Here is a 15,158-nt window from a genome sequence, read left to right as displayed (position 1 = left end):
CTGGTCGATTGCGGGCTCCGTATTTTGGTTCTTGTCAGTGCCGGCTGGTCAGTTTACCTTGCCACAACACTGTTTGTACTTTTTGCCGGATCCGCATGGGCAGGGCTCGTTGCGGCCGACCTTGCGCTCCTGACGCACAAAGGTATCAGGAGTGGTCTGCCTGGAATCACCAGCACCGTCCCCTCGCTCAGAATCGCTCTGTGCGGCTGCGCTGGTCTGATCGTGGCGCAAACGCGCTTTAGCGAGTTCCAGCTCAAGCTCTTCCTTGCGGCGGCGCTCAATCTCTTCCATTTCTTCACGGCTCTGGACCCGAACGTGGCAAAGCACGCGGGTTACATCGCGCTTCATGTTTTCAAGCATGCCCTCAAACAGGTTAAATGCTTCCCGCTTGTACTCCTGCTTGGGATTTTTCTGAGCGTATCCGCGCAAGTGAATACCACGACGCAGGTGATCCATGTTGGAAAGATGCTCTTTCCACAGGGTGTCCAGAACCTGCAGAAATACCTGCTTCTCGAATTTGCGCATGGATTCGGCACCAGCCACCTCTTCCTTGGCACGGTATGCAGCAACAATTTCGTCCAGGATTTTCTGGCGCAGGTTGTCTTCGAAAAGCTTTTTGTCTTCTTCCAGCCAGGCCTGAACAGGCAGGTCGATTCCCATCTCCGACTGGAGCTGGGCTTCAAGGCCAGCCACATCCCACTGTTCGGGCATGCTCTGAGGTGGAATGTGTTCACTGATCAGCACGTCAACAACGTCCTCACGAATGGTATCAACCATTTCAGAGACATCGTCAGAGGACATCACCTCATTACGCTGATCATAGATAACCGTACGCTGATCATTCGCAACGTCATCATACTCAAGCAGCGTTTTACGCATATCGAAGTTGCGTCCCTCGACCTTGCGCTGGGATTTTTCAATAGCGTTGGTAACCATCCGGTGCTCAATGGCTTCACCCTTCTTCATACCCATCGCCTGCATCAGGCTTTTCACCCGGTCCGGCGCGAAGATACGCATCAGGTTATCTTCCAGAGACAGGAAAAAGCGGGAAGACCCCGGATCACCCTGTCGCCCGGCACGGCCACGCAACTGATTATCTATCCGGCGGGATTCGTGGCGTTCGGTACCAACAATGTGCAGCCCGCCAGCCTCTAACACCTGATTATGGCGTTCCGTCCATTCAGCCTTGATGCGAGCAATCTCTTCCTCTGAAGGATTGTCCAGAAGGGCAACTTCATGCTCCCAGTTACCGCCAAGCACGATATCCGTACCCCGGCCAGCCATATTGGTGGCAATGGTGACCGCTCCCGGACGGCCTGCCTGAGCAATAATCTGAGCTTCTGATTCGTGCTGTTTGGCGTTCAGTATCTTATGTTCGATACGAGCCTTTTTCAGCAGCATCGAAAGCAGTTCCGAGGCTTCAATTGAGGCCGTGCCCACCAGAATGGGGCGACCCTCGGCCGTCACATCCTTGATTTCGTCAATGATGGCGTGGAACTTTTCTTCCTGCGTCAGATAAACGAGGTCGTTGTAATCGATTCGCTGAATTGCCTTGTTGGGCGGAATGACCACCACATCAAGGGCATAAATCTGGCGGAATTCGAAAGCTTCGGTATCAGCAGTACCAGTCATACCCGCAAGTTTGTCGTATAACCGGAAATAGTTCTGGAAGGTTGTTGAGGCCAGAGTCTGGCTTTCAGCCTGAATCTTGAGACCTTCTTTAGCCTCAATCGCCTGGTGCAGACCTTCACTCCAGCGTCGCCCTGGCATCGTACGGCCTGTATGCTCATCTACGATGACAACCTGACCACCCTGAACGATGTAATCCACATCTTTCTGGAAGAGGTGATGCGCACGGAGAGCTGAATGTACGTGGTGCAGCAAACTGAGGTTGGTTGCCGAGTACAGGCTTTCGCCTTCTTCCAGCAACTGACGACCAAGCAACAACTCTTCAACGCGCTCATGGCCAGCCTCGGTCAATTCTACCTGACGGGACTTTTCATCAATGATGAAGTCGCCCGTTGGCTCTCCATCCTCACTCTCCTCGCCTCTTTTCAGGCTTGGTATCAACTCGTTGATAGCCAGATATGCCTTTGAGCTGTCCTCTGCGGCACCGGAGATGATCAATGGCGTCCGAGCTTCGTCGATAAGAATGGAGTCGACTTCATCGACAATCGCATAGTGGAGACCACGCTGTACCTTGTCAGCAGTGCTGAAGGCCATGTTGTCCCGCAGGTAGTCAAAACCGAATTCGTTATTGGTGCCGTAGGTGATATCCGCCTGATAAGCTGCACGCTTCTCCTCCGGAGACTGGCCGGCAACCACCACACCTACCTGCATACCAAGGAAACGGTATAATTTACCCATCCACTCAGCATCGCGCTTGGCCAGATAATCATTCACAGTTACAACATGCACGCCTTTGCCAGGCAAGGCGTTGAGATACACCGCACCGGTCGCCACCAGCGTCTTGCCCTCACCGGTCTTCATCTCCGCAATCCGACCCTCGTGCAGAGTAATACCGCCGATCAACTGTACATCGTAGTGGCGCATGCCCATAACGCGGCGCCCTGCTTCGCGAACTGTCGCAAAAGCCTCAGGAAGTAACGCGTCAAGGCTCTCACCTTCATCGAGCCGGCGACGGAATTCGGCCGTCTTGCCCTGCAACTCGGAGTCCGTCAGATTGCCAAACTGCTCTTCAAGCTCGTTAACACGCATGGCGATCTTGCGCATTCTCTTGATTTCTCGGGCATTTTTACTGCCGAACATCTTGGTTGCAAACTTTGAGAACATAGACCACTACTTCTTTAATTAATCGGAGGAAGCCGGCATTCTAACCTTATTTGGTAACAGTACAAAAGGCAGGGCTCACATAGCCAGACGTAAGGTGGCTATCCAATGCCAAATACCGGAGGCTAACGAACGTGATGAGCGGGCGGGAACAAGAAGAACGTCAGGTGAAGCCTGAAATTCTAACGACTGGCTCTTTTAATATAGGTTTCCGGATTCTCACTTTTTCCATTACGAATTACTTCAAAATGGACATGGGGACCTGTAGATCGACCGGTGCTTCCCATTAAAGCCAGCACTTGTCCTTTCTGGATAACGTCCCCCACACTCACCTTGATCGTTTTGCAGTGAGCATAGCGGGTCACCAGACCATCGCCGTGATCAACTTCTACCAGATTACCATAACCATGGCGCTCATCCGCGTATGATACAACGCCACCAGCTACAGATATAATATCACTACCTTCTTTACCCGCCAGATCGACACCTCCATGCCAGGTACGTTTCCCGGTAAACGGATCAGATCTATATCCATAAGGAGAGGATAACCAGCCCCAGGTGATGGGTCGACCTTCCAGATAAAGCTCATCCTCCAGCTTCTGACGCGAAGAAACCTGATCCAGAAGCCGCAGCTGTTGCTCACGATCCTGCATCTTTCGCTCAAGCTCATCGATCATCCGGGTCAGATCGGGTGCAGCAAAAGAATCAGCTGAAAGGGAATCCTCCGGACCACCCACAGCAGCCGGCTCATTGAAATCGAATTCATCGCTCGCAACCAGACCAGATTCCACGAATCGCTGACCCAAGGCATCAAGGCGCAGTAATCTGCCCTGAATTTCACCGAGTCTCAGCGTCAGTGCATCCACCTGATATTGTACATTCTGCTGCAGTACGGCAAGCTCTTCTTTCTGCTCGTCAAGTTTCCGTTTCCACTCAGCGACGAGCTCAGATTCAGAAGGTTCCCTGGCTTCTACCTGGCTAACAGCGATGCTGTATCCGCCCCAGGCTGTGGCGATTAGTAGTGCGGCTACAAAGACTGCCAGAACAAAAGCAACGGTGCCGTTCAGAGAAAGCACGCGGGAAGCTTCGTGGCGCTTGCCAACAAAAATGATATTCATATTGTCTTCTGGTTTCATCGATGAGCTGCAACCGCATCCTGTAGTATTGCAGCCTGGAGTGTTCAGAGTGGGTCTGCCATCCTTAGCAACAACTACGTACTGACAAATCGCAGCGCCCGGTAGACATACTCTTTCACTACAAGGTAAAACAAGAGCAGTACAGGCACCACGCGAAAAACGTACAGAAGTGTAACCAATCGTTATCACGGCCGTCGAGAAGAAAACACCCGATGAAAAGGAAAAGTGAACAAAAAATAACCTTTGATAGTCTGCGAGGAGCCCCTGTTTTACGCGAACTCGTGGCAAAGGCCCACGCACACCGTCAGGCAGAAGAGCAGGTTTTGGCGTCTTTACCGCCAGCCTTGGTTGCGGGCACCCGGTTTGTCTCTTGCCTTGATGGAGAATTGACGCTATCAGCAGAGAGTGCGGGAAAGGCCAGTCAGATTCGCTTTCGTCAGCATGAAATCATGGAAAAGCTGCGCGAGAACGAATTGTTCCGTTTTGTATGGAAGCTAAAGGTAAAAGTGGCACCACCACGGTTTAACGAAAAGCCGCCGGCGAAAAAAATTCCTTTGAGCAAAGAAAATGCCCGGCTCCTCAAAGAGGAAGCCGGGCACACGAAGGATCAAAAACTACGCGAGGTTCTCGAAAAACTCGCAAGCCACGTCCGCGATTAAGGCATCCCGCCTTAAGCCGGCACCGCCAGCACAGGTTTCATGTAGGAGATAGGCGCGGTTTCTTCGTTAACGAAGGTAACCACTTCCCATGCATCCTCTTCCGCCTTGAGCTTGCGCAGTAGCTTATTGTTCAGGTCGTGACCGGACTTGATGCCACGGAACTCCCCGATCAGACTGTTGCCCAAAAGGTACAGATCCCCGATCGCATCCAGTACTTTGTGCTTGACGAATTCATCTTCATAACGAAGACCATCTTCGTTCAGAATCTTGTAATCGTCGACCACAATGGCGTTGTCAACACTGCCGCCCAATGCAAGATTCATCGCACGCAACTTTTCGATATCACGCATAAACCCGAAAGTTCGTGCGCGACTGACCTCTTTCACGAAAGACGTACTGGAAAAATCAACAGTCGCGGTCTGGGCACGGCCTTTGAACACAGGGTGGTCAAAGTCGATACCAAAGCTCACCTTGAAGCCTTCAAACGGCAGGAAAGTTGCTTTCTTGTCGCCTTCTTCGAGGGTCACTTCCCGCTTGATGCGAATGAAGCGCTTTGCCGCTTCCTGCTCAGCTATACCGGCAGACTGCAGCAAAAAGACAAACGGGCCGGCAGAGCCGTCCATGATCGGCACTTCCGGAGCGCTCAGCTCAACATAGCAGTTGTCGATACCGAGACCAGCCATGGCTGACAGCAAATGCTCAATTGTCGCCACACGGACACCGTCTTTTACCAGCGTCGTGGACAGCATGGTCTCACCCACATTTTCGGCACATGCAAGGATTTCAACCGCAGGGTCAAGATCTGTACGCCGGAAAATGATTCCCGAATCTACCGGAGCAGGCTTCAGGGTGAGGTAAACCTTTTCCCCTGAATGGAGCCCGATCCCGGTAGCACGGATCGTGTTTTTTAGTGTCCGTTGTCTGATCATCGGTTCGTTATTCCGTAAAATGGCGATATTCAAAGCAAAAATCTGGGCGCAGAATATCAAAATATACGACTGATTACCATTTGCCCAACCTTCTATTGCCTGAAATTCATGCAATAACAGCCATAGGTTTTCAGCGCTGCAGTATCCGGCTTGGTAGTTCAGGTTTAGAGGTACCTACCCACACCGGATGATATTTGCAACATATTATCAGTCTGCCTGCCTGCGAAGGAATGCGGGAATATCGAGATAGTCGACTCCCTGCTCTTCACTTTCTTTACTCTGATCAACCGCCACATTGCCGTGTGAAACCGCACGACGACGCAGGATTGCCGGGCGATCAAGCTGGTTGTAGTCAGTTTTTCCATCCAGAGTACGTGTGTTATCGACCACTTTGGTCGGCTTTTCACGATCACCGCCCAGCCCTGTGGCAACAACAGTCACCTTCAGTTCGTCGGTCATTTCCGGATCGATGACGGTACCAACAACAACCGTTGCAGAGTCAGATGCAAACTCACGCACAATATCGCCAACCTCGGAGAATTCGCCCAGGTTCAGATCCATACCGGCGGTGATGTTGACCAGAATCCCTTTGGCTCCCTGCAGGTTTACATCTTCCAGCAGTGGGCTGCGGATAGCCGCTTCAGCAGCTTCTCGCGCACGGTTCTCGCCTGTGGCGCGGGCAGTACCCATCATGGCCATACCCATTTCAGACATGACCGTTTTCACGTCGGCAAAGTCGACGTTGATCATACCGTTGCGGGTGATCAGATCAGCAATACCCTGAACCGCTCCGAGCAGAACGTCGTTTGCTGCTGCAAAAGCGTCCAGAAGACTGGTCTTTTTGCCCAGAACTGCGAGCAGCTTTTCATTTGGAATCGTAATCAGAGAGTCAACACTCTCTTCCAGCTCCTTGAGCCCAGATTCCGCAATGCTCATCCGCTTGCCACCTTCAAAATTGAAAGGTTTGGTCACCACGGCGACAGTCAGTATGCCCAGCTCCCGTGCAACTTCTGCAACTACCGGGGCTGCACCCGTACCAGTACCGCCACCCATGCCTGCGGTGATGAACACCATATCCGCGCCTTTAATGGATTCAGCAATACGATCGCGATCTTCCAGAGCCGACTGCCGGCCCACTTCGGGATTGGCTCCAGCGCCCAATCCTTTAGTGATGTTACCGCCCAGCTGGATAATCTGGCGCGCATCCATATCGGTCAGCGCCTGAGCATCTGTGTTGGCACAGATGAACTCAACGCCTTCGATGTCGCTGTTGAGCATATGACGCACTGCGTTACCGCCGCCACCGCCAACACCAACTACCTTAATGACCGCGTTTTGTTGGACATTATCGACAAGTTCAAACATTCCCCTTCTCCTTCGTGCTGTTTTCAGCCTTGTTCCAGGCTGTTAATTCAAGAGTGTATTTTCGAGATACCTTCGTTTTTTACTTGCCCTTAACCGTCAGAAATGACCGGTAAACCAGGCTTTCATGCGCTCAAACAGCGTGGGTGCATCTTCACCCTTGAGCACCGGTGCCCGGCCAAGGTCCATCTGCCGGAAACCATGAATCAATAACCCGACGCCAGTGGCGTAGATGGGGTTATTAACAACTTCTGTCATGCCGGAGACTGCGTGCGGACACGCAAGCCGTACCGGCATGTGGAAGATTTCTTCCGCGAGCTCCACCACACCTTCCATGGTTGAAGAGCCACCCGTTATCACGATGCCGGCCGGAATCAGATCTTCAAATCCGGAACGACGAAGTTCGGATTGCACGAGGGTAAACAGCTCCTCGTACCGTGGTTCAACTACCTCCGCCAGCGCCTGACGCGAAAGATCGCGAGGTGCACGGTCACCAACGCTGGGCACCTTGATGGTTTCATCTGCGCCGGCCAGTTGCGTCAAAGCACAGGCGTATTTGATCTTGATCTCTTCCGCATTCTGCGTAGGTGTGCGAAGAGCCATTGCGATGTCGTTCGTAACCTGGTCACCTGCAATAGGAATGACCGCGGTGTGACGGATAGCGCCACCGGTAAACACAGCGATATCCGTGGTACCGCCGCCTATATCCACCACGCAGACACCGAGCTCCTTCTCGTCCTCTGTGAGAATCGCGTGGCTGGAAGCCAGTTGCTCCAGAATGATGTCATCAGCTTCAAGACCGCAGCGACGGATACATTTTTCAATATTCTGTGCAGCGTTGACGGCACAGGTCACCAGATGCACCTTTGCTTCAAGGCGTACCCCGGACATGCCCATGGGCTCTTTGATGCCCTCCTGGCTATCGATCACAAATTCCTGCGGAAGAATGTGCAGAATCTTCTGATCTGCCGGGATGGCAACGGCCTGGGCCGCATCGATGACCCTGTCAATATCCGCCTGGGTTACTTCCCGGTCCCGGATAGCAACAATCCCATGGGAATTGAGACTCTTGATGTGGCTGCCTGCAATCCCCGCATACACTGAATGAATGCGGCAACCTGCCATCAGCTCGGCTTCCTCGACAGCCCGCTGGATCGCCTGAACCGTGGTTTCGATATTGACCACAACGCCCCGCTTCAGCCCCCGCGAAGGATGTGAGCCTATACCCACAACCTCAATGGTTCCGTCCATCTTGCGTTTGCCGACGATCGCAACCACTTTCGAGGTTCCGATATCGAGGCCGACAATCATGTTTTCCGTTTCAACCGATGACATGTGTTCCACCAAACCGTAGGTCTGAATTTACTGTTTCTATGTTTTCGGGCCGGAAGCAGCCTGGGCTTGCTTCCATTGAACCGCGACACCGTTTGTGTAGCGGGCATCTACCCGGCTGACTTCATCCGACCGTGATACCAGCCGGTTTTCATACACTGTAATAAAACGCTCAAAACGCTTGGCTACCTGATCCCGGCCAAGTACCACTTCAATGCCATTCGAGAGACGCAGCGTCCAGGCCCCTCGTCGCTCCAGCGACAGCCCTGAGAAACCCAGGCCATGCCCCACCAGCTTGTCACTCATTTTCCTGGCCATGCTGATCACGTCACGCACCCGCTCGTCGGGCCCTGCAAGCTGTGGCAGGCGCCCTGCCACCTCTGGATTTGGCGGCCGGAACAACTCACCGGTGCGACTAACCAGACGACCGTCTGTCCAGTAAGCCAGTGGCTTCTTTTCTCTGATGTCGATTTCCAGGCGATCTGGCCAAACCCGGCGAACGGCTACGGTTTCAATCCATGGCCGCTTCTCGAGATCAGCCTTGATTTCTGAAAGATCTGTGGAGAAATAGCTTTTGCCGATCCAGTTCCCTGCCTGACGCTCAATAGCAACGCGGCTGTCGCCCAGAAAGTCTCCTTTCACATCAACAGCCATAAACTGCTGATCCATGGCACCCAGAACCTTCCCCGTACCCCAGGGCACCAAACCCGCTAACAGCAATACGACAACTCCTATACTGGCCTGCAGCCAGGGCACAGCTGCCAGCACGGCTTTTAACACTCCAAACCGGTCCTTCTCCGGTCCCAGGGAAGTTGCTCCCCGGCGCCGGGGAGGGTCGGACGGAATCGCCCGGCTCCGGATCAGCAGTGTTTCAAGCATTGGCATCCTCCAGGGTGTCGAGAAGAATCCGTACGACCAGCTCTTCAAAGCTGATTCCAGCGGCCCTGGCAGACATAGGCACAAGGCTGTGATCAGTCATGCCCGGCACCGTATTGACTTCCAGCAGCCAGAATTCACCATCTTTATCCTGCATGATGTCCACCCGCCCCCAGGTTCGGCAGCCCACGACCCGGAATGCTTCCAGGGCAAGATTCTGCAACCTGACTTCATCCTCAGGTGACAGGCCGCAGGGGATTCTGTAGCGGGTGTCATCCGCCAGATACTTAGCGTCATAGTCGTAGAACACATGATCTGTGCTCAGGCCAATGGCCGGAAGCGCGCTGTCCTGCAGCAGGCTCACTGTAAACTCCGGCCCTTCAATCCACTCCTCAACAAACACCAGATTGTCGAGCGCAGCGGCAGCCTCATAGGCCTGCGCCAATTCAGCGGCAGTATTCACTTTGCGGATCCCGATGCTGGAGCCTTCGTGAGAAGGCTTCACACTCAATGGGGCACGCAATTCCTGAACAATTCGCTCCGCCTCATCTGCAGCTGACATGGTTCTGAATTTCGGTGTTGGCAGGCCACAACCGGCAAATACGTATTTGGTCCGCAACTTGTCCATCGCCAAAGCGGAGGCCATCACTTCACTACCTGTGTAAGGGATACCAGCCTGCCCCAGAATGGCCTGCAGTGTTCCGTCTTCTCCTCCGCGTCCGTGCAGGGCGATGAAAACCCGATCAAACTCCGGGTTCTCAACTGTCTTCAGCAGGCAGCCCTGAACATCCAAAGCAAAGGCATCCACACCCGCAGAGACCAGAGCTGCAAGAACAGCCTTGCCACTCTTCAGAGAAACTTCGCGCTCTGCAGAGTTTCCACCCATAAACACAGCCACACGCCCCAACGCCCGAACCACGTCCGGCTCGGCCTGATACGCTGGTATTCCGGGATGCTGTAGATCACTCACCTGCAAGTACTCCTGCTTCTGCTAACCGAATCGCTACGCCACCAATGTCGCCTGCACCCTGTGTAATAAGGAGGTCACCGTCCTGGAGTACACTGTCCAGCAAGCTCTCGATTTCCCGGTTGTCCTCTACGAATACAGGCTCCACTTTGCCGCGCTGCCGGATACTTCGGCACAGGGCTCGACCATCCGCACCAGGAATGGCTGACTCTCCAGCGGAGTAGACATCCATCAGCAACAGGCCATCAACTTCCGACAGAACCCTTACGAAGTCTTCGTACAGGTCACGGGTCCGGGTAAACCGGTGGGGCTGATACAACATCACCAGCCTGCGTCCCGGCCAGGCATCGTGGGCGGCGCGAATAACTGCTTCAACTTCAGTTGGGTGATGCCCATAGTCGTCCACCAAGGTAACCGTGCCACCCCGGGAGGTTTTATAATCTCCATTCACCTGGAAACGACGACCAACGCCGGCAAAAGCTGCCAGCCCCCTGCAGATGGCTTCATCCGCAAGACCTTCGTCGGTTGCGACGGCAATCACCGCAAGCGCATTCAGCACGTTATGGCGCCCGGGCATTTTCAGTTCTACTGTCAGATCACTGCGCCCACCGGGGCGTTTCACCAGAAAATGGGTTTTCAGACCATCTGTTACGATATTTTCTGCGCGGTAATCTGCATCCGGATTACTGATGCCGTAAGTAATGATCGCGCGGGATATTCTCGGGATTATTTCCTGAACATAGTCATCATCCGCACACATCACCGCAACGCCGTAGAACGGCAGGTTGTGGAGAAAGTCCACAAAAGTCCGTTTGAGCTTTTCAACATCGCCGTCGTATGTATCCATATGATCGGCTTCGATATTCGTGACCACAGAAATAACCGGCGTCAGGTGCAGGAAAGACGCATCGCTCTCATCTGCCTCTGCCACCAGATAGCGGGAACCACCGAGCTTGGCATTGGTGCCCGCGCTGTTCAGCTTGCCTCCGATAACAAACGTTGGATCAAGCCCTGCCTCACCAAACACCGATGCAATCAGGCTGGTGGTGGTGGTCTTTCCGTGAGTTCCGGCCACGGCAATCCCATGACGGTAACGCATGATTTCTGCCAGCATCTCTGCACGGGGCACAATCGGAACCCGCCGACTACGCGCCGAAACCACTTCCGGGTTATCGGAGCCTACAGCCGAAGACACAACAACCACGTCAGCCCTGGCGCTGTTTTCTTCCCGGTGACCTATCTGAACTTCAATGCCCATGGCCCTGAGGCGAGCCGTAACCACACCTTCTTTCAGGTCTGAACCGGAGATCTCATACCCCTGGTTTTTCAGCACTTCCGCAATACCACTCATGCCGGCTCCACCTATGCCGACAAAGTGGATGCGGTGAATCCGGCGCATTTCCGGCACCTGAAAAACGAGTGGCGGATCGGTTATATCAGCCATTAGCGGCCTCCAGACAGTAATTCACGACTCTCTCCGTTGCGTCAGGACGAGCCAGCGTGCGCGCAGCCGTTGCCATATCCATGATCCGGGCGCGGTTCCCCGCGAGATCACCCAGAGTCTCAGCCAATACCGCTGGCGTGAGCTGGGATTGTGGTATGAGTACCGCCGCCCGGGCGTTTACCATTTGCTGGCCATTTTTCGTCTGGTGATCATCCACCGCGTGGGGGAATGGCACCAGCACAGCACCAACACCAGCAGCACACAGCTCAGATACCGTCAAGGCACCTGCACGACATAACACAACATCGGCCCAGCTATATGCTTCCGCCATATCTTTAATGAAAGGTTCAACCTCAGCCTCAACTCCGTGCTGCTCATATGAAGTACGCGCAGCTTCCAGATGTTTTTCACCACACTGGTGACGAACCTCCGGCCTCTCCGTTTCAGGCAGCATGGCCAGTGCTTCCGGCAACTGCTGATTGAACACCTGAGCACCGAGACTGCCACCAATCACCAGCAGTCGCAGGGGACTGGATTGTTCGTCAGGGCCAGACAAACGTCCGGCCAGTCTCTGTTCCGGAGCAGGTAAAGTCGTCAGGTCTTCCCGCACGGGGTTGCCGGTACAACGGGTAATCACATCAGCCCCAAAACTGCCGGGAAAAGCTTCCAGTACCGTTTTCGCAAACCGTACAAGAATGCGGTTGGTCATCCCGGCGATGGCGTTCTGTTCGTGAATAACCAGTGGCGTTCGCGTGAGATATGCGGCAACACCGCCCGGGCCGGTCACAAACCCGCCCATACCGACTACGCAATCAGGGCGTATCCGGCGCATGATGGTGAAGGCTTCACCCAGGGCACGCATCAAACGAAACGGTGCCATGGCCAGAGCCAGTTTGCCTTTGCCCCGGAGCCCGGAAATATGAATCAACGACAGCGGAATACCTGAGCCGTCGATCAACCGCTCTTCCATGCCCCCGACAGCACCCAGCCAATGCACTTCGTGCCCCCGGGCCTCAAGAGCCCGGGCAGTGGCGAGTGCTGGAAACACATGACCTCCAGTGCCCCCGGCCATCATCAGAAACCGGCGCGATTCACTCATAACGCGCCCCTCCCCGCTTGCGGCTGCCAACTTTAGCGGCGGCCTGCTTTTCCTTATCCAGGCGCTCCATTTCAACCCTGGCCAGAATCCCGATACAGACACAGCTGATCATCAAACTGGAGCCGCCATAACTCACCAAAGGCAATGTAAGGCCCTTGGTTGGCAACAATCCGGTACTGACCGCCATATTGATCCCTGCCTGAAGGCCAATCAGCAGAGTAATGCCATAAGCGAAGCAGGCTCCAAATGGCATAGCAGCCTTCTCGGCACGGCGGGCTATAACAAAACCTGTCACCACAAGCACCGCAAACAGTCCCAACACGAGCAGAGAACCTAACAAGCCGAACTCTTCAGCGATTATTGCGAAAATAAAGTCGGTGTGCGCTTCCGGCAAAAAGAACAGTTTCTGTATCGAATTACCCAGGCCAACACCACTCCACTCACCGCGCCCGAAAGCAATCAGCGACTGAGTCAGCTGATAGCCCGTATCAAACTGATCCTTCCAGGGATCGAGATAACTCACCACGCGTTTCAGGCGATAGGGTTGGGTCAGTATCAAAACGACACCGATAACCACCAGAGTCGCGATAAGCGGGACAAACCGGCTTAGGCGCACACCGCTCAGGAAAATCATTCCCGCTGCCGCGGTAACCAAAACAACTGTGGCGCCGAAGTCAGGCTGAATAACCAGCAGTGCAGATGCCACACCCAAAACCACCAGGGGCTTCAGAAAACCCGGCCAGGTATTCAGCAGCTCATCGCGCCGACGAACAACATATCCCGCCAGATAGGCAATCAGGCACAGTTTGGCGACTTCCGAAACCTGTACATTAAACAAGCCAAACGGAATCCAGCGCGTTGAACCGTTCACCGTACGACCCAGGGGTGTAAGTACCAGCATCAGGACCAGCAGCCCGATTCCAAGCAGTAACCAGCCACTGCGCTCCCACCAGGCCACTGGCACATTGACTGCAACCAGCGCGAGCATACAGCCCATGGCAGCAAACATAAGCTGACGGATCACGTAGTGGTAACTGTTACCCATCGTTTCCAGCGCCATATCCATGGAGGCTGAAGAAATCATCACAACCCCTACGATCAACAGAGCCACCGAGCTCAGAATCAGGGTTGAAAGCGGCTGGATTTCACCAAGCCATTGTGTCCGCGGGGCGGCAACTGACAGTCCTGCTTCCATCACAGCACCTCCCCTAGAGACTGGACCAAAGCCCGAAACTGATCACCACGATCAATATAATCCCGGAACATATCAAAGCTCGCGCAAGCGGGGGAAAACAGAACCCGATCGCCTTCCTGAGCAAGCTCCGAGGATTTTTCCACGGCCTCTGCCAGAGTTTCTGCGCGATAAACCGGAAGGCCGGCGTCCAGAACCGAAGCAATACGACCGGCATCACGCCCGATCAGTACGACGGCCCGGCAACAGGTTCTGACCGGCTCTGCCAGGTCGTCGAACTCAGCGCCTTTGCCATCGCCCCCGGTAATCAAAACCATTTTTCCGTCACCTTCAGGAACCAGGCTTTTTATGGCTGCGACTGTAGCTCCGACATTTGTGCCCTTGGAGTCATTAATGTAATCAACACCAGAAAGCCGGCGAATGAACTCACAACGGTGAGGCAAACCACTGAAATGCCGGGCAACATCAAGCATGACTTCCAGAGGAAGCCCGGCCGCATGACCTAAGGCCAGTGCTGCCATCACGTTACTGAGATTGTGCCGCCCCATCAGCTGAAGCTCATTGGAATTCAGAATGCTATCGAATCCGAACGTCAGCCAAAGGCCCTGATCATCTTCCCGGGTGCTGAAGGTCTCGGGATTAACGCGATGAAAACCAAAGCAGATAAACCGAAGGTTATCTCGCGCCATGGGTGTGCTGAGTGCATCGTCCAGATTGACGATCGCGTTCTTGCACCCACGAAAAATTCTTTGCTTGGCCTGAAAATACGCCATCTTGTCCGGGTAGCGGTCGAGATGATCATCACTGACATTCAGTATTGTCGCCGCCAGAGCATTCAGTTCCGCAGTGGTTTCCAGCTGAAAGCTGGAGAGTTCAAGTACATACAGATCGGCGCCGCGGCCCAGAAGATCCAGTGCCGGAGTTCCGATGTTTCCGCCAACCTCAACCCGGCGACCAGCTGCCTTAGCCATCTCACCTACTAACGTAGTGACGGTGGTCTTGCCATTCGAACCTGTTATGGCCAGAACAGGGGCATCGGCTGCTTCGGCAAACAAATCAATATCGCCCCGGATACGGACACCCTTTTCGGCAGCGTAGGCAATGGCAGGGTCAGCGATACTGATACCCGGGCTTACGATCAGCTCGTTAAAGCCCGCAAACAGTTCTTTATCAAACGGCCCCAGGAATACAGGGGTATCAGGCCACCCGGCACGCAGCTCATCCAGGCCCGGGGGTGCTCCGCGGCTGTCAGCCACTGCAATTTCCCGACCCTGTGCAGACAGATAGCGCACGCAGGAGAGCCCGGTTTTACCGAGTCCTACTACCAGTGTGCGACGGTCTGACGTGATGACACTCATAATCGATCCGGTTT

At 54.1% G+C, this 15,158-nt stretch carries 11 protein-coding genes and 1 pseudogene; 1 reads left to right on the top strand and 11 read right to left on the bottom strand.

Annotated elements, in window-relative coordinates; translation table 11 throughout:
• Positions 1–48 precede the first annotated feature (48 nt).
• Positions 49–2,793, bottom strand: a complete 2,745-nt coding sequence (secA, locus tag DS878_RS08215) for a preprotein translocase subunit SecA (RefSeq protein ID WP_113815504.1) — start codon at positions 2,791–2,793, stop codon at positions 49–51.
• A gap of 179 nt (positions 2,794–2,972) precedes the next feature.
• A complete protein-coding gene (locus DS878_RS08210; RefSeq protein WP_113815503.1) occupies positions 2,973–3,926 on the bottom strand; it encodes a M23 family metallopeptidase in 954 nt (317 codons plus the stop codon).
• A gap of 212 nt (positions 3,927–4,138) precedes the next feature.
• Here DS878_RS08210 and DS878_RS08205 point away from each other — a divergent pair, with 212 nt between their 5' ends.
• Positions 4,139–4,585: a DciA family protein gene (locus DS878_RS08205; protein WP_113815502.1), complete on the top strand. Its 447-nt coding sequence runs from the start codon at positions 4,139–4,141 to the stop codon at positions 4,583–4,585.
• A gap of 11 nt (positions 4,586–4,596) precedes the next feature.
• On the opposite strand, the gene lpxC is transcribed toward DS878_RS08205, so the two are convergent.
• From lpxC to murD, 9 genes and pseudogenes are all read right to left on the bottom strand, one after another.
• Positions 4,597–5,514: a UDP-3-O-acyl-N-acetylglucosamine deacetylase gene (gene lpxC / locus DS878_RS08200; protein WP_113815540.1), complete on the bottom strand. Its 918-nt coding sequence runs from the start codon at positions 5,512–5,514 to the stop codon at positions 4,597–4,599.
• A gap of 323 nt (positions 5,515–5,837) precedes the next feature.
• A pseudogene (gene ftsZ / locus DS878_RS08195) lies at positions 5,838–6,879 on the bottom strand (cell division protein FtsZ); the annotation flags it as partial.
• 96 nt (positions 6,880–6,975) lie between these two features.
• On the bottom strand, positions 6,976–8,211 hold the full coding sequence (ftsA, locus tag DS878_RS08190; protein WP_113815500.1) for a cell division protein FtsA: 1,236 nt from the start codon (positions 8,209–8,211) through the stop codon (positions 6,976–6,978).
• 36 nt (positions 8,212–8,247) lie between these two features.
• Entirely contained in the window at positions 8,248–9,087 is an 840-nt protein-coding gene (locus tag DS878_RS08185) for a cell division protein FtsQ/DivIB (protein ID WP_113815499.1), read from the bottom strand.
• Positions 9,080–10,054, bottom strand: a complete 975-nt coding sequence (locus DS878_RS08180) for a D-alanine--D-alanine ligase (RefSeq protein WP_113815498.1) — start codon at positions 10,052–10,054, stop codon at positions 9,080–9,082. Before DS878_RS08180 ends, DS878_RS08185 begins: the two co-directional genes overlap by 8 nt.
• Entirely contained in the window at positions 10,047–11,495 is a 1,449-nt protein-coding gene (gene murC / locus DS878_RS08175; protein ID WP_113815497.1) for a UDP-N-acetylmuramate--L-alanine ligase, read from the bottom strand. Before murC ends, DS878_RS08180 begins: the two co-directional genes overlap by 8 nt.
• Complete coding sequence (murG, locus tag DS878_RS08170) at positions 11,488–12,594, bottom strand: undecaprenyldiphospho-muramoylpentapeptide beta-N-acetylglucosaminyltransferase (protein ID WP_113815496.1); 1,107 nt, start codon at positions 12,592–12,594, stop codon at positions 11,488–11,490. The genes murC and murG overlap by 8 nt, the downstream gene beginning before the upstream one ends.
• Positions 12,587–13,789, bottom strand: coding sequence for a putative lipid II flippase FtsW (ftsW, locus tag DS878_RS08165; protein ID WP_113815495.1), 1,203 nt, complete (start codon positions 13,787–13,789; stop codon positions 12,587–12,589). Before ftsW ends, murG begins: the two co-directional genes overlap by 8 nt.
• Positions 13,789–15,144 carry a UDP-N-acetylmuramoyl-L-alanine--D-glutamate ligase gene (gene murD, locus DS878_RS08160; RefSeq protein WP_113815494.1) on the bottom strand — a complete coding sequence of 452 codons (1,356 nt, stop codon included), beginning with the start codon at positions 15,142–15,144 and terminating at the stop codon, positions 13,789–13,791. The genes ftsW and murD overlap by 1 nt, the downstream gene beginning before the upstream one ends.
• Positions 15,145–15,158: the final 14 nt, after the last annotated feature.

The sequence above is a fragment of the Marinobacter sp. F3R11 genome, assembly GCF_003318275.1.
Lineage (GTDB): Bacteria > Pseudomonadota > Gammaproteobacteria > Pseudomonadales > Oleiphilaceae > Marinobacter.
This window is presented reverse-complemented; position numbering and strand designations above follow the sequence as displayed.